The organism is Rhodococcus sp. 4CII, assembly GCF_014256275.1.
In the GTDB taxonomy this organism is placed as follows: domain Bacteria; phylum Actinomycetota; class Actinomycetes; order Mycobacteriales; family Mycobacteriaceae; genus Rhodococcus_F; species Rhodococcus_F wratislaviensis_A.
Genome location: NZ_JACCFE010000002.1, coordinates 5,355,894 through 5,374,304, shown reverse-complemented (window position 1 = coordinate 5,374,304; position 18,411 = coordinate 5,355,894). Strand labels below are relative to the sequence as shown.

The window sequence follows — 18,411 nt, the reverse complement described above, 5'->3', positions numbered from 1 at the left end:
GTCAGAACTCGTACGTGGCGGGCGCGGACGCGTCACCCACCGGGGTGGGATTCGAGATCGCCTCGGCCTGAGCTGCCACGGTGACGAGGTCGAACAGCTGGCCGACCCGCAGCGTCCCGGGCCACCGCTCCTCGAAGCGGCGCTGCAGTTCCACGACGCGGTGCGAGTTTCCGCCGACGTCGAAGAATCCGTCGTCCGGGCCGAAGTCGTCGTGTCCCAGCACCGCGGCCCAGTCCTCGGCGACCGTCCGCTCCAGCGCGGTCCACCGGTGCCGCGCGGCTGCGCCCGCGGGCTCGGTCTCGGCGACCAGTGCACGCAGCGCGCCTTCGTCCACCGTGCCGTCGGCCGACCGCGGAACGGCGCCGAGGGCCACGAACCGCGCGGGCACGAGGGGGGCGTCGAGCCGCTCGGCGCTGAAGTTCCGTAGGTCCTCCGCCATCGGAAGCACGGCCGCCGCGGCCGCCGGGACCCAGAAGGCGGTGACGCCCACCGCGGTCGTGAGGACGACCGCTTCCCGGACCGCGGGGTGGCTCGCCACGACGTCCGTGACCGACCGCGTCGACGAACCGGAGGCGCCGACGGTGACCAACTGCCCAGATCGGTTCCACCGGGCAAGTGCACCCGTCCGGACCATGCGCGAACCGGGGGCACCGAACGGATTCGCGACGAACGTGGTGGCCGCCACCCGCGCCGAGGTGTGGGGCTCCTGCGTGTCGGCCGAGTACACCGCACCGGTCACACCCTCGGGTGCCGGATGCAGACGCGGGTCGAGGACGAGGCTGTCCGCCGCCTCGCTCCACTTCCGGAGCCGGGCCCGCTCGTCCGGGGCCAGCACGTCGATGTCGCCGACGGCCCCGTGCGGATCCACGGCGACCGCGGCCAGGATCCCGGTGAACCGTGCGGCGAGTGTCTCCACCGTCTCCGGATCGAACAGGTCGGTGGAGTAGGTGAATCCGGCCGTCATCCCCTCCGGCGTCCCGGACTCGTCGTACCGCTCGCGCACCGTCAGCTGCAGGTCGAACAGCGATACCTCGACGTCCGGTTCGAGAATCTCGGCGTGCAGGTGTGGGAGGGCGAGATCGGGATGCTCGGTGTTCCGGAACTCGAGGAGCACCTGGAACAGTGGTGAATACGACTGGGAGCGCGGCGGGTTCAGCGCCTCCACCACCCGCTCGAACGGCACGTCGGCGTGCGCGTAGGCCGCGAGGTCGGTCTCGCGGACCCGCTCGAGGAGTTCGCCTGCGGTCCCCGTCACCCGGGTCCGCAGCACGAGGGTGTTGACGAACATCCCCACCACGTCGTCGAGAACGGCGTCGCCGCGCCCCGCCACGGGTGACCCGATCACCACGTCGTCGGTGCTCCCCACACGCGACAGCAGCACGGCGAGCGCCGTGTGCACGACCATGAACACGGTGCACCGCCGGGTCCTCGCCAGCGCGACCACGTCCCGGTGCAGGTCGGCGCCGATCGCGAACGCCACCCGGTCGCCGGACGGGGACCGCCGCGGCGTCCGGTTCCGGTCCGCGGGCAGCTCGGTCACGGCCGGCGCGCCGGCGAGCGTGGTGCGCCAGTAGTCGAGTTGCCGCGACAGCAGCGACTCGGGGTCGTCCTCCGCACCGAGCAGCTCCCGTTGCCACAGCGTGTAGTCGGCGTACTGCACCGGCAGCGGCTCCCATCCGGGCGCGCGACCTTCCGATCGCACCGGGTAGGCCGTCATCACGTCCCGTGCGAGTGGCACCATCGAGAACCCGTCGGCGGCGATGTGGTGCACCACGACGACGAGGACGTGCTCCTGCTCGCCGAGTGCGAACAGCCGGGCCCGCATCGGAACCTCGGCGGCGACGTCGAATCCCGCCGTCACGAGTTCCGAGATCTGGCCGCGCACCGGTGCGTCCTCCGTCGACACGGTGAGTTGCGCGACGTGGCCCGCACCGACGATCACCTGGGTGGGTTCCGTGTCCCCGTACGGGTATCGGGTGCGGAGAGATTCGTGCCGGTCCACCACATCGGCGACTGCGGCGGTCAGCGCGTCGACGTCGAGTTCACCCGACAGCCGGACGATCATCGCCACGTTGTACGCGGGGGAGGACGGGTCGAATTGATTGAGAAGCCACATCCGGCGCTGCGCCCACGAGAGGGGAACCGAGTCCGGACGCCGCGACGCCACCGCCGCGGGCCGGGCCTCGCCGCCCGCCGCCTCCCGCGCGACCCGCGACGCCAGGGCCCGAACGGTCGGGGACTCGAACACCTCCCGGACACCGATGTCCGCACCGAAGGCGGCGCCCAATCGCGCGACCACCTGCGTCGCGGTCAGGGAGTTGCCGCCGGAGGCGAAGAAGTCGTCGTCGGCACCCACCGCGCCGATTCCGAGGACGTCGGAGAACACCTCCGCCACCGCCGATTCGAAAGGTGTCCCGGGTGGACGGAAGATGCGGGGCGCGAACTCCGGCTCCGGCAGCGCATGCCGGTCGATCTTGCCGTTGGCGCCGAGCGGCAGGTGGTCGAGGACGGTCACGGACGCAGGCACCATGAAGGGGGCGAGCACCGATGCGGCGAATCCCAGCACCTCGGCGGTGTCGAGGTGGGCGCCGTCCTCCGCCGTGACGTATCCGGCGAGAACCGCCTCGGCGGCAGGCGTCCGCCGGACCACGACGACGGCCTGCGCGACCCCGGGGCAACCGGTGAGCGCCGCCTCGACCTCCCCTGGCTCGACCCGCTGACCGCGCAGCTTCACCTGGAAGTCGTTGCGGCCCAAATATTCCAGCCGCCCATCGCGGGTCCACCGCATGAGATCGCCGGTGCGGTACATGCGCGAACCGGCCCGGTCGAACGGATTCGCGACGAACGCGGCGGCGGTGGCCCCGGCCCGCCGGTGGTAGCCGCGTGCCAGCCCCTCCCCGAGCACGTACAGTTCGCCCACCACACCGACCGGAACCGGGCGCAGCCATTCGTCGAGGACGAGTTCGCGGACACCCCGCATCGGGTGGCCGATGCGCACCGGGTCGCCGGGCGTCATCGGGTCGCCGATGTTCGACATCACCGTCGTTTCCGTCGGCCCGTACCCGACGAGCAGGGTCCGCCCGGACGCCCAGCGGGCCAGCAACTCCGGCGGGCAGCGTTCGCCGCCGACGACGAGGGCACGGAGCAGGCGCAGACCGCGCGGGTCGATCGTGGCCAGCACGGCCGGAGTGACGAACGCGTGCGTGATCCGCTCTGCCGCCAGCAGTTCCGTCAGCGCGGCGCCGCCGTACACCTGTGGCGCCGCGATCACCAGGCGCGCACCGGCCCCGAAGGCCATGAGGTATTCGAGCATCGTCGCGTCGAACCCGGGCGACGCGAGGTTCAGGACCCGAGAGGCATTGGTCGTGGCGTACCGGGCGCGCTGATCGAGGGTGAAATTCTGCAGGCCGGCATGGGGAATCACCACACCCTTCGGCGTGCCCGTCGACCCGGACGTGTACATCAGATACGCCGGATGCTCCGGTCGCAGCGGCACGACCCGGTCGTCGTCGGTGATCGGATTGGACTCCCACTTCCGCGTCGGACCCGGGTAGTCGAGGAGCAGCCATTCCACGTCGTCCGGCATGCGGTCGCGCTGTTCGGCGACGGTGAGTCCCGCCACCGCGCCGGAGTCGGCGAGGATGTCGGTGATCCTCCCGGGAGGCAGGCTCGGATCGACGGGCACGAACGACGCACCCGACTTCGCGACCGCCCACACCGACACCACCAGTTCCACGGATCGGACGAGCCCGATCGCCACGTGGTCCTCCGGTCCGATTCCGCGGCGGATCAGCACCCACGCCAGGCGGTTCGACCAGTCGTCGAGTTCGCGATACGACATCACCGCGTTGCCGTACGACAGCGCTATGGCGTGCGGGTCGCGGGCGGCCGCGGCGGACAGGATCTCCGGCAGCAACCGAGTCGCGGCGCCGGGCCGGCCGCACACCGGGACGAGCGCCGCACGCTCGCCTGCATCGAGGAGGTCGATCCGGGCCAACGGCACCTGCGGGTCGGCGACCACAGTCTCGAGAAGCCGCAGGAACCGGTCGGCGAAGCCCCGGACGGTGGCTGAGTCGAAGATGTCGGTGGCATAGGTGAATCCGGCTCCGATTCCGGCCGGCGCGCCGTCCGTCGCGAACCGTTCGGCCAGAGTCAGCTGCAGATCGAAGGTGGAGACGGAGACCCCGAGGTCGATCTCCTCCACGTCCACGTCCGGGAGGCTCGGGGTCGGCCTCGTCACGTCCTGGAATTCGTACAGCACCTGGAACAGCGGTGCGTGCGCCGTGGTGCGCGGGAGGTCCAGGGCCTCCACCACCCGCTCGAACGGCACCTCCGCGTGCGCGAACGCCTCCAGATCGCGGTCCCGCACGGCAGCGAGGACCGTGGCGAAGGAGTCGCGGCCGTGCACCGGTGTGCGCAGGGCCAGGGTGTTGACGAACATGCCGACCACGTCGTCGAGCGCGGCCTCCCCGCGCCCCGCCACCGCCGATCCGATCACCACGTCGTTCGTGCTCCCCAGTCGCGACACCAGGACGGCGAGCGCCGCGTGCGCGACCATGAACACCGTGGCGTCGTGCTCGCGCGCCAGGGCAACCACGGCCCGGTGCAGACGGTCGCCGATCTCGAAGGATTCTCGCGCGCCGGCGAGCGAGCGGTGTTCCGGGCGGGCACGATCCATCGGCAGATCAGTCACGACCGGTGCATCGGCGAGCGCGGAACGCCAGAATCCGAGTTGGCGGGACATCAAGGAACCGGGATCGTCCTCCGATCCGAGCAGCGCCCGCTGCCAGTTGCTGTAGTCGGCGTACTGGACCGGCAGCGGTACCCAGTCCGGCGCGCGCCCTCGCACCCGCGCGGTGTACGCGGCCGTCACGTCCCGGGCGAGCGGGGCCAGCGACAGCGCGTCCGCCGCGATGTGGTGGACCACCAGGGCCAGGACGTGTTCACGCGGGCCTGCCTCGAACAGGTGCGCCCGCAACGGAACCTGGGTGGTCACCTCGAAACCGGCCGACAACGCCCCGGCGAGCCGGTCACGCAGGTCGCGCTCCCCCGCGACCGCCACCGCGCGAAGGGTGGGCACCGCGTCCGCCGCCGGGATCACCGACTGCACGGGAATGTCCTCCCACATCGGGAAGACGGTCCGCAGCGCCTCGTGCCGCTCCACCACATCCGTCAGCGCGGCGTGCAGCGCCGCGACGTCGAGGGGTCCGTGCAGCCGGAACGCCGCCGCGATGTTGTAGGCGGGTGACGTCGTGTCGAACTGGTCGAGGAACCACATCCGCGTCTGTGCCAGAGACACCGGCGCCGGCGTGGACCGGTCCGTCGCCACCAGCGGCGGCCACCCCGTCTCGTCCGCGCGGCCCACCCGGGTCGCCAGCGACCGCACCGTCCTCGCCTCGAAGACGTCCCGCACGCCCACATCCGCGCCGAGCGCATGGTGGATCCGCGCCACGATCTTCGCCGCGATCAACGAGTTGCCCCCGAGCGCGAAGAAGTCGTCGTCGATACCGACGGTGGGCACGCCGAGCAGCGCGGCGAAGATGACCGTGAGCGCCTCCTCGGCGGCGGTGCCCGGTGCGGCGAATTCGGCACGGGAGTCGTTCGGCGGCACCGGGAGTGCCGCGCGGTCCAGTTTCCCGTTGACGGTGAGCGGCAGCCGATCGAGGACGGTGATCGAGTTCGGGACCATGTACGACGGCAGCACGGTGCGCGCGTACTCCAGCACGCTGTCCGTCAGGGCGGTCGCACCCGTGTCAGGCACGACGTAGGCGGCCAGCGCAGGGCCGGTCACGAGGTCGTCGCGCATCGTCACGACCACCTGCGCGACCCCCTCGCACTTGCCCAGCGCCCACTCCACCTCACCGAGTTCCACCCGGAATCCGCGGATCTCGACCTGATGGTCTTCGCGCCCGAGGTAGTCGAGGCGTCCGTCTCGCCGCCACCGCACGATGTCCCCGGTCCGGTACATCCTGGCCCCGGACTCGTCGGCGACGAAGCGTGCTGCCGTGAGACCGGCACGCCCGAGATAGCCACGTGCCACTTGTGGCCCCGCGACGTACAGTTCACCCGCCACCCCGACCGGCACCGGATGCAGACGCGAATCGCGCACGGACACCCGCAACCCGGGGAGCGCACGCCCGATGACGCTCGTCCACGCAGCGGCAGCCAGGTCACGGCGCAGGCGCAGGTGACTCACGTGCACCGTCGTCTCGGTGATGCCGTACATGTTCACGAGCACGGGCGCGTCCTCGCCGTGTCGCGAGTACCACCGCTCGAGCTGTCCCAGCTCGAGCGCCTCACCGCCGAGCACGACGTAGCGCAGCGGTGAGGTCGCGCCGCCGTCATCGGCGGCGGCCTCGATCAGCTGGGCGAATGCGCTCGGGGTCTGGCTCAGCACCGTCACCCGTTCGCGCCGCAGCAGGTCGAGGAACGATACGGGCGAGCGCGTGGTGTCGAAGTCGACCACGACGAGGGCCCCACCGTGCAGCAGTGCGCCCCACACCTCCCACACCGAGAAGTCGAACGCCGGGGAGTGGAACATCGTCCACACGTCGGTGTCGGTGAACCGGAACAGGTCCCGGGTGCTCGTGAAGAGCGCGACCACGTTGCGGTGCGACACCGCGACGCCCTTCGGCCGCCCGGTCGAGCCGGACGTGTACACGACGTACGCGAGGAGGTCCGGATCGGCCGGCGCCCGTTCCTCGTCCGTCAGCGGAGCGGCGGATGCACCATCGAGTTCCATCTCGGCCGAATCGATCAGCAGGACAGGCATATCCGACGTCGGCAGCGTCGTCGCGGCGCCCCCGGTGGCCAGGACGCATACCGGGAGGGCGTCGTCGAGCACGAGGGCGGAGCGCTCACCGGGGTGGTCGGCGTCGATCGGGAGGTACGCCGCCCCGGTCCTGACGACCGCGACGAGCGCGACGATCAGCCCCGCCGATCGCGGCAGCGCGACCGCGACCGTCGCCTCCGGACCGGCACCCATCGAGAGAAGCCGGCGGGCAAGGCGGTTCGACCGGGCATCGAGTTCCCCGTAGCTCAGGCGTTCGTCACCCGACACGACGGCGACGGCATCGGGGCTCCGCTCTGCGCGGGCTGCGAACAGCGCGCCGAGCGTCGCCTCCGGGGCGGTATCCGCCGGCCGGCTCGACCACTCCCGCAGCAGGGCATGGTCGGTCGGCGACGTCAGGTCGATGTCCCCGATCACGACGGACGGGTCCGCGACGGCGGTATCCATCGCTTGCGCGAAGCGGCGGGCAATCGCCTCGGCGGTGGCCGCGTCGAACAAGTCTGCCGCGTAGGTGAATCGGACCGACTCCTCCGACACCGTCACCTGCAGGTCGAGATCACCCAGTTCGTGCGGTCGTTTCGAGAATTCGAGCAGCACCTGGTAGAGCGGCGCATGCGACACCGGGTGCGGCATGCCCAGAGCCTCCACGATCCGCGGGACGGGCACCCCGCGGTGGGCGAACGCCTCCGCGTACGTGTCGCGCACCGTGTCGACGAAGTCGGTGAATCGGTCGGCGCCGCGCACGCGGGTCCGCAACACCAGCGGTTCGGTGTCCGTCCGCCTGCCGAGGACGACGTCGTCGGTGCGGGCCGATCGAGACAGCACCAGCGCGAGCACCGCGTGCGTCACGGTGGCGGCGTCCGTGCGGTGGGCGGCCGCGAACGCTGCGAGCCTGCGCCGCAGATCCGGGCTCAGGACGATGTCGACGGCGGCGCTGCGGTGCGACGGCCGGGCCGGCCGCGGACGGTCGGTCGGCAGGTCCAGCACCGGGGGCGCGTCCGCGAGTGCGCGCGACCAGAAATCGAGTCGGGCCGTCTCCTCGTGAACGGAGCCGATCGCGGTGTCCGCGTCGGCGGTCAGGAAGTCGTCGAGCAGTGCCGTGAACCGCCGGTGATGCGCACCGACCTCGTCGGCGTCGTACCGGTTCGGGTTCGCGAGGAAGTGCACGAAGGTCCGCACCGGCGTGCCACTCCGGTACACGTTGACCAGCAGGTCGTCCACCGGCCCGGACGTGACGATGTGGTACTCGCCGACGAGCGGTCCGAGAGCGAGTTCCTGACGGAAGAGCATCACGTTGACCATCGGGCCCGACAGTGACTCCGCCGCAACGGCTCCCGCGTCGCGCCGGATGTCGCCGATCCCGAACCGCTGGTGCCGCAGCGCGCCCATCAGGTCGAGGTGCACCCGCTCGACCAGTTCGCCGACCGTGTCCTCGGGGCGGATCCGCACGGGCAGCGGCACGACACCCGCCACCATGCCGCCGGACCGTCGTAGGGTCGCGGTGGTGCGCGCCGACACCGGGATCGTCACCAGCACGTCCCGGCGCCCGGTCATCCTGGACAGGTAGCAGGCGAATCCGGCGATGATCGTCGCGGTCCCGCGCGCGCCGGCGTCGCCGAGCGCTCGCTCCGCCGCGTCCGGCAGTGGCCCGGTCACGTCGGTGCTCGTGGCGACCGCGGGCCCGGTTCGGCGCGCGAGGCTCGATCCGGGTCCGAGGCCGTCGATCCGGTCGGCCCAGTACCGCCGGTCCGCGGTGAATCGGCTCGACGACCGGTACTGCTGTTCGATGTCGTACAGATGCCGGGGCGCTGCGGCCTCGTTCTCCGGCAGGTCCCGGCCGAGGACCGCCGCGGAGTACCGCGCCGCGATGCGATTGAGCATCGTCATCGCGCCGTAGCCGTCCAGTGCGACGTGGTGAATCTTGCTGTACCACAGATAGTGTTCGTCGCCGACGCGGAGAATCGAGGATTCGACGAGTCGGTCGCGAGTGAGATCCAGCGGCGCCTCGCAGTCGGCGTGCATCCATCGCCGGGCCGCGTCCGCGGGGTCGGCGTCTCCGCGGAAGTCCACCGTGCCGATGGACCGGTCGGTGGGGTCGACCACCTGGAACGGCTGACCCTCCCGGTCGATCAGCCGCAGGAAGGGCGATCCGAATTCGTCCGCGGTGGTGACGGTGGCTTCGCGCAGGAGATCGACGTCCAGGTCGCCGTGCAGCTCGACGTACTGGGCGATGCACAACGGCACGTCGGGGGCCAGTTGCTGGGCCAGCCACGCCTCGTACTGCGCCGGCGACAGCGGGAACGGCGGGTCCTCGTGGCCGTCGGCGGCGGGGCGCCGGTCACTCACCGTCACCACCTCCGCCCGGCAGCATCCGGCGCAACGCCGCCTCGTCGACCTTGCTGCTCGCGGCGAGGGGCAGCGCGCCCAGCGCGAGGAAGCGGTCGGGCACCGCCTGCGCGACGAGGCGCTGCGCGCAATGAGCGATCAGGTCGCGCGGTGTGGGCAGCAGCGTCGCGGTGGCCGCGGGCACCCAGAACGCGGTCAGTTCCGCCTCCCCGTAGTCGTTGGCGGTCGCGAGGACCACCGCCTGGTACACAGCGGGGTGGGTCTCCAGGGCGGCCTCCACCGCGTGCCGCTCCACCCGCGCACCGCGCACCTTCACCTGTCCGTCGAACCGTCCGCAGAATTCGATGTCGCCGCTTCGATCCACACGGGCCAGGTCACCCGTGTGGTACATCCGGGCGCCCGTTCCCGCCGCGAACGGGTCGGCGACGAAGCGTGCCGCGGTGGCACCCGGTCGGGACGCGTAACCCTCGGAGATCTGGGGACCCCCGATGTACAGGTCCCCGACCGTTCCTTCCGGCACGACCCCCAGCTTCGCGTCGAGGACGTAGGCGGTGCTCGCCCCGAGCGGCCTGCCGATCGGCGCGATCGAGGCGGGCACGTCGCGCACCGGGTGAGCCAGGCAGCTGACGGTGGTCTCAGTCGGACCGTACTCGTTGCTCAGCGGTACCCCGGGAAGGACGGCGCGGTGCTGTTCGACCAGCGTGCCCGGAAGCGCTTCGCCCGCAAGGGTCACCAACCGCAGGCGCTCGCGGAGCGGCGCGAGGTGCGGCAGCAACAGCCGGTAGAAGGAGGGTGTCGCGACCAGGTGGGTGGTCCGCCACTTCTGAGCGAGTGCCGCCACGGCGTCGGCGTCCATCAGTTCGTGCGCGTCCGGGAGCACGCTGGCGCCGCCGGTGCACAACGCCCACAGGGTCTTCAGCAGGGACCCGTCCCACGTGAGCCGGAACGCGGAGAACGTGACGAGGTCGTCCTCGTCGTAGTCGTAGTTGCGGCCGTCGACCATGCTCGCGAGGTTGGCACGGCTCGCGACGACGGCCTTGGGGATGCCGGTCGACCCGGACGTGGTGATCACGTACGCGGGAGTGGAGGCGGGAACGTCGTCGGGAAGGCCTGCCGCGGGTCCGACGTCGTCCGGGCGGGCGGTGTCCCGGTCGTGCAGCGCCGGAACGCTTCCGGCCGCGTCGCGGGCGAGCACCCGGACGGATTCGGTGGGCGTCTTCGGATCCGCGGATCCGAAGACGATTGCGCCGCAGTCGATGTCACCGAGAAGGGTACGTAGCTGAGCCGCCGGATGTCCGGGCTCGATCACACACCACGCCGCGCCGGACCGCAGTGCCGCGATCATCGCCACCACCGTGTCGGCGCTCTGCCGCTGATGGATCAGCACCACGCGACCCGGCCGCACCCCGTCGGCGCGGAGTTGCCGCGCCAGTGCTGCACTCGCCGAATCGAGTTCGCGGTACGTCAGTGATCGATCGCCCACGACGACGGCGATCCGGTCCGGAACCCGGGCGCACTGGCGCAGGATGGCGGCCGTCACCCCACCGCTCGCGACCACGTCCGTCATGGCAGCGCACCCTCCGTGAGGACCCGGACATGACCGGCGCCGGCGGCGGCGGACCGGCCCCGCGCATCGTCGAACACGAGCAGTGTCCGGTCGGCGTCCGAGCCGAGCACCTCGAAGCCGGCGAAGCGCAGGGTCACCAGCATGACCCGGTTGACGTCGGTGGGCACGAACTCGGCGAGGGCACGTCTGCCGTGGCTGCGCGCCCGGTCGACGACGTGCCGGATCAGCGCCGTCCCGACACCGCGGGACATCACCCGGCACGACATCAGGAGCAGTTGCAGAACGGAGTCTCCGCCGCGTATCTCCGAGACCGCGAGCCCGATCGTGCCGTACCCGCCGAAGCGGTCGGCGAGGGACGCGACGAGCACCTCGTGGTCGTCCGACGCACACAGTGCGCGCAGTTGGTCGATGCCGAAAGTTCTTCCCGTCGTGTTGAGTTGATGAGAACGCACGGTCAGTTCATGGGCGCGGTCGAGGTCGTCCTCGGTCGCGCTGCGGACCGTCATCACCAGATCGAGGGAGGCGAGGAACTCGGAGTTCGAACCCGGGAACTGCTGCTCACCCGCCCGACGGGTCCGCTCGGCCCGATACAGCGACCTGCGCTGCCGGGCCTCCTCCGTGACGGCGGGCGGGGTCAGCTCGGGAAGATCGGGGAACGACGCGATCTGCTCGGCCGGGTAACACCGCACCCGGGGCAGCGCCTCGGACACCTCGGCGCGCTCGACGGGATCGTTGTCGACGAAGGCGATGGTGTCGAGGCCGACGTTCAGCGTCTCCGCGATCCGGCGCACGGCCGCCGATTTCGGGCCCCAGCCGACGTCGATCGCGCAGAACAGTTCCTCGAGGCCGTGAAGGCGGAGGTGCGCGGCGGCGGGTTCGAATTCGCCTCGGCTCGCGACGGCGTGCAGGATTCCCCGGCGGTCGAGGACGTCCAGGGCCCGCAGGGCGTCCGCCCTCGGCACGGGAGCATCCTGTTCGAGGACGACACCGTCCCAGAGAGTGTCGTCCAGATCCCACACCATGCACTTGACCGTCTGTTCCACCACGGTCACACCCCGTCCCGCGGCGGGTCCGGCAGGCGCCGGAGCAACGCGCTGCTCCACGCCGCGACCGGGCTGCTGTTCATGATCACGCAGTAGTCTCCGGGCCTTTGGGAGGGTGCCACCCGCTCCAGGTTCGCCGCCACGTCCACCGACCCGAGGTGGCCGAACCGCGCGAGGTTGTCGCCGCACACCGGGTCGATCGTGACGTCGAGCGCCTCCTGCCAGAACGCGAACGCACCGACCGACAGGTTCTGCATGAGAAAGACGCCGATCGCGTCCTGCTGCAGTCCGTTCCGGGCCAGCAGTTCGGCGTTGATCTCGGTGAACCGCTTGCGGCTCTCGACCGCGAGGCGAAACGAATATGTGGGCTCGTCGGCGCAGGTCTCGACCCAGTCGGCCGCGCGCACGTCCTGGTAGTCGATGCGGAAGAGGTCAGCGTATTTTCCGTCGCTGCGAATCATCTGGTCGACGAGTTCGTACCGGCCGGTCCCGGACGTCGTCAGCAGCACCGCCGCGGCGCCGTCTCCCAGCAGCGTCATCGGCGACCGGTACCGCGACCGGGTGGGCGTCTTCGCCGCCGCCACGACGAGGACGTTCCGGCATCGGGGGTCGCCGCGGAGCAGCACCGATGCCAGCGTGAACGCCGCCGAGACGGACACGCACCCCAGGTCCCCCACCCCGGTGGTGAATGCCTGGCTCGCGCCGAGCCGATGTTGCAGCCGGGTCGACTCGGACGCGAGCAGATACTGCGGAACCCGGCCCTGGACGAGGAGCAGCGCGTCGAGTTGCGACGCGTCGAGGCCCGACTGCCTGAGCGCCTCCTCCGCCGCCGCCAGGGCCAGATCCGTCTCGCAGAGACCGATCCCGATCCGCACCGTGTCGATTCCCAGCGACAGCGCGTGTTCGCGCTGCGCGATGGGCAGTTCGTCGAGTTCGGGCAGACCCGCCACGGTCACCTCGTCGTCCGGGAACCAGAGCGCCACCGTGTCGATCGTGATCGGTCGGTCGGCGGTCATCGCGCACCTCCCCCGAGCACGTAGTCGCCGATCTGGAGTTCCGCGACTTCCGTCGCGCCCTCGATGATCTCCATGACCTTGGCGTCGCGGAAGAAGCGGCCGGCCCGGCTGCCGGGAGCGCACCCGGCGGCGCCGAGCACCTGTACGGCGTGACTGCTGGCCGACGCGGCGACGCGGGACGCGGCGTACTTGGCGGCGATCGTGGCGAACAGTGCGCTCGGCTCGTGCGCGTCGCGTTGTTCGGCGGCGCGTTCGCACAGTGCGCGGGCAGCCGCCGCATCCACCCAGCTGCGACCGAGGATTGCGCGTACCGAGTCGTGCTCGGACAACACGGTGCTGCCCTGCACCCGGGTCGAGGCGTGCGCGACGGCGTCCGCGAGGCACGCGCGCGTCATCCCGGCACACCCCCACGCGATGGTGTACCGGCCGTGGTCCAGGGCTGTGCCGACGACGTGGGACAGTCCGAATCCCGGCGGTGCGATCAGGTGGTCGGCGGGGACCAGGACGTCGTCGAACGCGATGTGCGCGACCCGGGCGCCCCGCATGCCCAGCTGCCCGTGAACCGGTTCGACGGTGACCCCGGGTGCGTCGGTTTCGACGAGCGCGGTCGTCAGTCCGGCCTGCGATCGGCCGAGAACCAGCAGCACGTCCGCCACCTCACCGAACGTGACCCACAGCTTCCGGCCGGAGATCCGGTGGTCGGAGCCGTGCGCCTCGAAAGCGGTACTCACAGAGGAGAGGTCGCTGCCGGCGCCGGTTTCGGTGGCGGCGAATCCGGCGAGAAGTTCGCCGGTCGCCAGGGCAGGCACCCACTGGGCCCGCTGCTCGGCGGTGCCCCACCGATCGACGGCGGCGCCCACCATCCCCTGCACGGTCAGCAGCGACCGCAGCGACGTGCAGACCGCCCCGAGTCTCTCTGCGACCGAGCCGAGTTCGGCTGCGGTCAGGCCGAGACCGCGGCAGTCCTTCGTCCGGTCGAGGCCGAGTACCCCGGCCCGCGCGGCGGCCCCGATGACGTCGACCGGCAGTCCAGTCTCGTCCCAGCTGCCGGCGTCGGTCTCGGCGGAGGCGACGAGCGTGTCGATCCCGATCACGGCGACGCCCCGTCCGTCGCACGAAGCTGCTCGCCCCGCTTCCTCCGTATGAACCCCGCAACCCGGTTTGCGGTGCGGAAGTTGTCGAGGTCGAGGTCTTCCACCTCGACCACGACGCCGTGAGAGCCCTCGATGTACGTGACGATCTCCAGGGCCCGCAACGAACTCACCAATCCCAGGGTGAAGTAGTCGTCGTCGGGACCGAGTTCCGTCGACGTGATCGAGCTCAGGTATTGCCGGAGCTGCTCGACCAGCGCGTCACGGGACTCGGGCACAGGGGCATTTGCTGTGTCCATGGGCGTGGGATTCCCAATTGGACCAGCGTTCAATCATCGCGATCTCAGGCGGCGAGCAGGCGGGGCAGTCCCCACTCCGCCGCCAGCAACTCGTACGAGCGCAGGCGGTCGGCGTGATCGTGGGTGACGCTGGTGATCACCAGTTCGTCGGCGTCGGTGAGTCTTCGCAGACTGTCGAGTCGGTGGGCGACGGTTGCGGGCGCCCCCACGAACTGGGTGAGCAGCCGATCCTCGACCGCGGCGCGTTCGGTCTCCCCGAGCGGTGCAGTGTGCGCGGGGTCCGGGTACGGGACCGCACCGTGGCCGCTGCGGATGCTGTGCGTCCAGTGTCCGAACGTCGACGCCAGCTCCTGCGCGGTCGCATCGTCCTCCGCCACGACGGCGTCGGCGGAGACCACGACGTACGGCCGCTGCAGGTTCGCCGACGGCCGGAACGCCGCCCGGTAGGCCTCGACCGCTTCGATCGTCGTCGACGGGCTGACGTGGTAGTTCGCCCCGAACGGCAGCCCCAGCCGGCCGGCGAGTTCGGCGCTCGGTCCTGCACTGCTGCCGAACACCCACACCTCGAGGTCCGCGCCCTCACCGGGGCTCGCGTGGAGTTCGATTCCGTCCGGGGTGCGGTAGGTGCCGCCGAGCAGTGCGAGGATGTCGTCGACCTGTCCGTCGAACGCCGGTGACAGCGCACCCGGCTGCTGCAGCACGGACTGCGCCGCGGTGAGCCGCGGAGACAGCAGCAGACCGGACGGGTCGAACGGTGCCGGGATGACCACGCCGTCCCGGATCTCGGTCTCCCGGCGAGGCGGCGCCGGTTGGTTGTTGCGCTCCGCAACCGCTTTCAGCGCCTCGGCCCGTCGCTGACCCGACCGTCCGAGCCCGAGGTCCAGGCGACCCGGGTACAGCGCGTCGACGGTGCCGAACGCCTCGACCACGGCCGCGGCGGTGGTGTGCCCCAGCTGCACCGCGGCGGCGCCGATCCGGAGCGTGCTCGTCGCCGCGGCCAGGATCCCGGCGAGCACGGCCGGTGAGGAGCTGGCGACGCCCACGAAGTGGTGTTCGGCGACCCAGTACCGCTTGTAGCCCCACCTTTCGGCGTGCTGGGCGAGGTCGACGGTGTTCCGCAGCGCCGTGCGTGCGGTGGCCCCCTCGCTGACGGGCGACAGATCGAGGACGGACAGCGGAGTGGTCATGAGGGCACTTTCTGAAGAGAGCGGGGATGGACGGCACGGTGGCTGCGTGGGGCACCGAGTCCGAGGTGCTGCCGCAACGTGGGGGTGGTGTAATCGCTGCGGAGAACGCCACGGTCCTGGAGCAGCGGCACCACCGTGTCGACGAACTCGTCGAGGCTTGCGGGGGTGGCCTGGGAGTCGAGCACGAATCCGTCCGCCGCCTCCCCGCCGACCCATCGGACGATCCGGTCCGCGACGGAGGCCGCGGGTCCTGCGAACGTCGTGGCGGCGAGAACCGTTACCGCTCCGGCGGGCCGGCCGGCGGCGACGGTCCGGCGCCGGAGGTCGGCGCGGAACGCGCGGCCCTCCTCGAACGTGGCGAGTGGGGCGATGACGACGTCGCCGTGGCGGGCGGCGAGATCCCGCTCGGCCCGGCCGCCGCCCGAGACGATCACCACGGGCTGCGCCTGCGGACTCCTCGGCACGGTGAACCGTCCGCCGATGCGGAAGTCCCTCCCCCGGTGATAGAAGGCGCCGGCGGTGGGGTCGGAGACGAATCGTCCCGCGGCGCGGTCGACGGTCACCACACCCTCGGCCCAGGAATCCCACAGGGTGCGGGCGATGTCGACGAACTCCGCCGCCCGCTCGTCCGCGGCCGTCACGACGTTCCACGCCGCCCGGCCGCCGGACAGGTGATCGAGCGAAGCGAGCCGGCGGGCCACGTCGTACGGTTCGGTGGAGGTCGTGCCCAGCGTGGCCGCGAGCCCCACCCGGTCGGTGTACGCGGCCAGCGTGTTCGGTTCGGTGGCGCCGTCGGCGACCACGAAGTCGAACCGTCCCCGCTCCGCGGTGCGGGCGGCGTGCACCGACTCCGTGACATCGGTCCGGCCCGCGGCGATCGACGCACCGAGCACGACCTGCTTCTCGGCCATGTCTACCGCGGGTTCTTCTCGCCGGCTTCGACCGCGAGCGTCAGCCTGTTCTCCGCGGGCGCCACCGGGCACGTGGCGTAGTCGGTGAACGCGCACGGCAGATTGGACGCCCGGTTGAAATCGAGGACCACCCGGCCGTCGGCGGCGGGGGCGGCGACGGCCAGTGACCGCGCCGCCGGGTAGGTGCTCACGCCGCTGGTGGCATCGGTGAACAGGACCTGCAGCCCACCGTCCTTGCCGGCGAACGCGACGAGTTCGTTTGTCCCGCCGTCGTACTCGAATGCGAGCGTCCCCACCGCGGTGTGATGGTGCTCGAGCCCCTCGACGACGGCGCCCGTCGTCACGACCCGGGACTGCGGGAACGGGGTGAACGTTCCCGGAACGGACCACCGCGGCGCGGCGGGGAACGCCGGGATGCCGGTGAACGAGGCGAGGGTGCCGGCTTCCGGGTCGTGGATCCGCAGCGCGACGTCCCCGGTTCTCCGGATCACCTCGATGTTTCGGCTCCCGTGCCGCACGAGCAGGCCGGGCGCGCCCTCCAGGGGTGCGAGGGCCGCGGTGCCGTCGACCGTCTTGCCGTCGACCTCGAGACCGGCGTCCGCGCCGGCCGTGATCACCACCTCGTCCGCGTCGGCCCGCCATTTTCCGGGCAGGTCGGGGAATGTCGTGTCGGTCTCGACGAGCCAGTGCAGGGCCGTGAGGCTCAGCCAGCCCAGCGGGTCGCGGAACGCTTCTTCGCGGGCCGAATGCCAATCCTGCCAGTCCTGCTCGAATGTCGTGGTGCCGGTGACTGCGGTCATGATGCCCGAACTCCTTCTGTCTGCTGATGTGGGTGGCGCAGTCCGAGGTGGCTGCGCAGGGTCGTGCCCGAGTATTCGGTGCGGAAAGTGCCGCGGTTCTGCAACTCCGGAACCACCTTGTCGACGAACTCGTCGAGGCCGGCCGGGGTGAGGTGCGGCACCAGGATGAAGCCGTCGCACGCGTCCGCCTGCACGTACCGGTCGATCTCCTCCGCGACCTGGGTGGCGGTGCCGACGAACTGCTGGCGGGTGGTGACGGCGATGATCAGTTCGCGGATGCTGAGCTTGTCGGTCTCCGCCCTGGCCCGCCACTGGTCGGCGATCTCCCGGGGGTCCTTCGCGTGCCGGACCCGGCCACGGGTGATATCGGGGTCCTCGGCGGGTTCGACGTCCGGCAGCGGCCCGTCCGGGTCGTATGCGGAAAGGTCACGTCCCCAGACCTGTTCGAGGAACGCGATCGCGGTCTGCGGACCCACCTGCTGGTGCCGGATGTGGTCGGCGCGTTCGGCCGCGTCGGCCGCGGAGTCGCCCAGCACGAATGTCGCGGCGGGCAGCACCTTGAGGTCGTCGTGGCTGCGCCCGTACTTCGCCAGCCTGCCCTTGACGTCGGTGTAGAACTTCCGGCCGTCCTCGAGCGAACCGTGGATGGTGAAGATCGCGTCCGCCTGGGCGGCGCCGAACTCGCGGCCCTCGTCGGAGTCGCCCGCCTGCAGCAGCACCGGGTGCCGCTGGGGGCTCCGCGGAATCGTGAATCGTCCCCGGATGTCGAACTGGGAACCGGAATGGGTGACGTCGCGGATCGCGTTGTCCGGGGCGAACACTCCCCGGACGCGATCGATCTGCAGGGCATCCGTGTCCCAGCTGTCCCAGAACTTGCGGGCGCCGTCGATCAGTTCGCCGGCTCGGACGTAGCGGTCGGCCTTGTCGAGGTATCCCCCGCGCCGGAAGTTCTCGCCCGTGAACGCGTCGGAGGACGTGACCATGTTCCACGCGGCCCGGCCGTCGGACAGGTGGTCGAGCGAAGCGAATTGCCGTGCCAGCTCGTACGGTTCGTTGAACGTCGTGTTGATGGTCCCGGCCAGACCGAGGTGCGTGGTGACTCCGGCGAGTGCGCCGAGCACCGTCAGCGTGTCGGGGCGGCCGACCACGTCGAGGTCGTGGATCCGGCCCCGGTGCTCGCGCAGTCGCAGGCCCTCGGCGAGGAAGAAGAAGTCGAACAGTCCGCGTTCCGCGGTCTCCGCGAGGTGCACGAAGGAGTCGAAGTCGATCTGGCTCTTCGACGCGGGGTCGCTCCACACGGTGGTGTTGTTGACTCCGGGGAAGTGCGCGGCGAGGTGAATCTGCTTGCGCTGGTTGCTCAT

The 18,411-nt window shown here is 71.1% G+C and carries 10 protein-coding genes; all 10 read right to left on the bottom strand.

The features are described 5' to 3' along the window. Position 1: 1 nt before the first annotated feature. The 10 genes from H0B43_RS25595 to H0B43_RS25550 are packed head-to-tail and all read right to left on the bottom strand — an operon-like array spanning position 2 to position 18,411. A complete protein-coding gene (locus H0B43_RS25595; protein ID WP_185725381.1) occupies positions 2 to 9,136 on the bottom strand; it encodes a non-ribosomal peptide synthetase in 9,135 nt (3,044 codons plus the stop codon). Next, positions 9,129 to 10,703: an amino acid adenylation domain-containing protein gene (locus tag H0B43_RS25590; RefSeq protein ID WP_185725382.1), complete on the bottom strand. Its 1,575-nt coding sequence runs from the start codon at positions 10,701 to 10,703 to the stop codon at positions 9,129 to 9,131. Before H0B43_RS25590 ends, H0B43_RS25595 begins: the two co-directional genes overlap by 8 nt. Further along, positions 10,700 to 11,755 carry an HAD family hydrolase gene (locus H0B43_RS25585; RefSeq protein WP_185725383.1) on the bottom strand — a complete coding sequence of 352 codons (1,056 nt, stop codon included), beginning with the start codon at positions 11,753 to 11,755 and terminating at the stop codon, positions 10,700 to 10,702. The genes H0B43_RS25590 and H0B43_RS25585 overlap by 4 nt, the downstream gene beginning before the upstream one ends. After that, positions 11,752 to 12,762: a 3-oxoacyl-ACP synthase gene (locus tag H0B43_RS25580; protein WP_185725384.1), complete on the bottom strand. Its 1,011-nt coding sequence runs from the start codon at positions 12,760 to 12,762 to the stop codon at positions 11,752 to 11,754. Before H0B43_RS25580 ends, H0B43_RS25585 begins: the two co-directional genes overlap by 4 nt. Then, positions 12,759 to 13,856, bottom strand: coding sequence for an acyl-CoA dehydrogenase family protein (locus H0B43_RS42905; protein WP_185725385.1), 1,098 nt, complete (start codon positions 13,854 to 13,856; stop codon positions 12,759 to 12,761). The genes H0B43_RS25580 and H0B43_RS42905 overlap by 4 nt, the downstream gene beginning before the upstream one ends. Further along, complete coding sequence (locus H0B43_RS25570) at positions 13,853 to 14,152, bottom strand: acyl carrier protein (protein WP_185725386.1); 300 nt, start codon at positions 14,150 to 14,152, stop codon at positions 13,853 to 13,855. The genes H0B43_RS42905 and H0B43_RS25570 overlap by 4 nt, the downstream gene beginning before the upstream one ends. Positions 14,153 to 14,196: 44 nt before the next feature. Beyond that, positions 14,197 to 15,339 carry an LLM class flavin-dependent oxidoreductase gene (locus H0B43_RS25565; protein WP_185725387.1) on the bottom strand — a complete coding sequence of 381 codons (1,143 nt, stop codon included), beginning with the start codon at positions 15,337 to 15,339 and terminating at the stop codon, positions 14,197 to 14,199. After that, the gene (locus tag H0B43_RS25560) at positions 15,336 to 16,250 is read right to left on the bottom strand and encodes an LLM class flavin-dependent oxidoreductase (RefSeq protein ID WP_185725388.1); all 915 of its coding nucleotides are present in this window, start codon (positions 16,248 to 16,250) and stop codon (positions 15,336 to 15,338) included. Before H0B43_RS25560 ends, H0B43_RS25565 begins: the two co-directional genes overlap by 4 nt. 2 nt (positions 16,251 to 16,252) lie before the next feature. Continuing rightward, the gene (locus H0B43_RS25555; RefSeq protein ID WP_185725389.1) at positions 16,253 to 17,050 is read right to left on the bottom strand and encodes a DUF1684 domain-containing protein; all 798 of its coding nucleotides are present in this window, start codon (positions 17,048 to 17,050) and stop codon (positions 16,253 to 16,255) included. Next, on the bottom strand, positions 17,047 to 18,411 hold the full coding sequence (locus H0B43_RS25550) for an NtaA/DmoA family FMN-dependent monooxygenase (RefSeq protein WP_185725390.1): 1,365 nt from the start codon (positions 18,409 to 18,411) through the stop codon (positions 17,047 to 17,049). The genes H0B43_RS25555 and H0B43_RS25550 overlap by 4 nt, the downstream gene beginning before the upstream one ends.

Bases quoted from the DNA above. Each gene is read 5' to 3' on its own strand.
- H0B43_RS25550 (WP_185725390.1), bottom strand. From the start codon at position 18,411: ATGAGCAACCAGCGCAAGCAGATTCACCTCGCCGCGCACTTCCCCGGA.
- H0B43_RS25590 (WP_185725382.1), bottom strand. From the start codon at position 10,703: ATGACGGACGTGGTCGCGAGCGGTGGGGTGACGGCCGCCATCCTGCGC.
- H0B43_RS25580 (WP_185725384.1), bottom strand. From the start codon at position 12,762: ATGACCGCCGACCGACCGATCACGATCGACACGGTGGCGCTCTGGTTC.
- H0B43_RS25560 (WP_185725388.1), bottom strand. From the start codon at position 16,250: ATGGCCGAGAAGCAGGTCGTGCTCGGTGCGTCGATCGCCGCGGGCCGG.
- H0B43_RS25570 (WP_185725386.1), bottom strand. From the start codon at position 14,152: ATGGACACAGCAAATGCCCCTGTGCCCGAGTCCCGTGACGCGCTGGTC.
- H0B43_RS25555 (WP_185725389.1), bottom strand. From the start codon at position 17,050: ATGACCGCAGTCACCGGCACCACGACATTCGAGCAGGACTGGCAGGAT.
- H0B43_RS25565 (WP_185725387.1), bottom strand. From the start codon at position 15,339: ATGACCACTCCGCTGTCCGTCCTCGATCTGTCGCCCGTCAGCGAGGGG.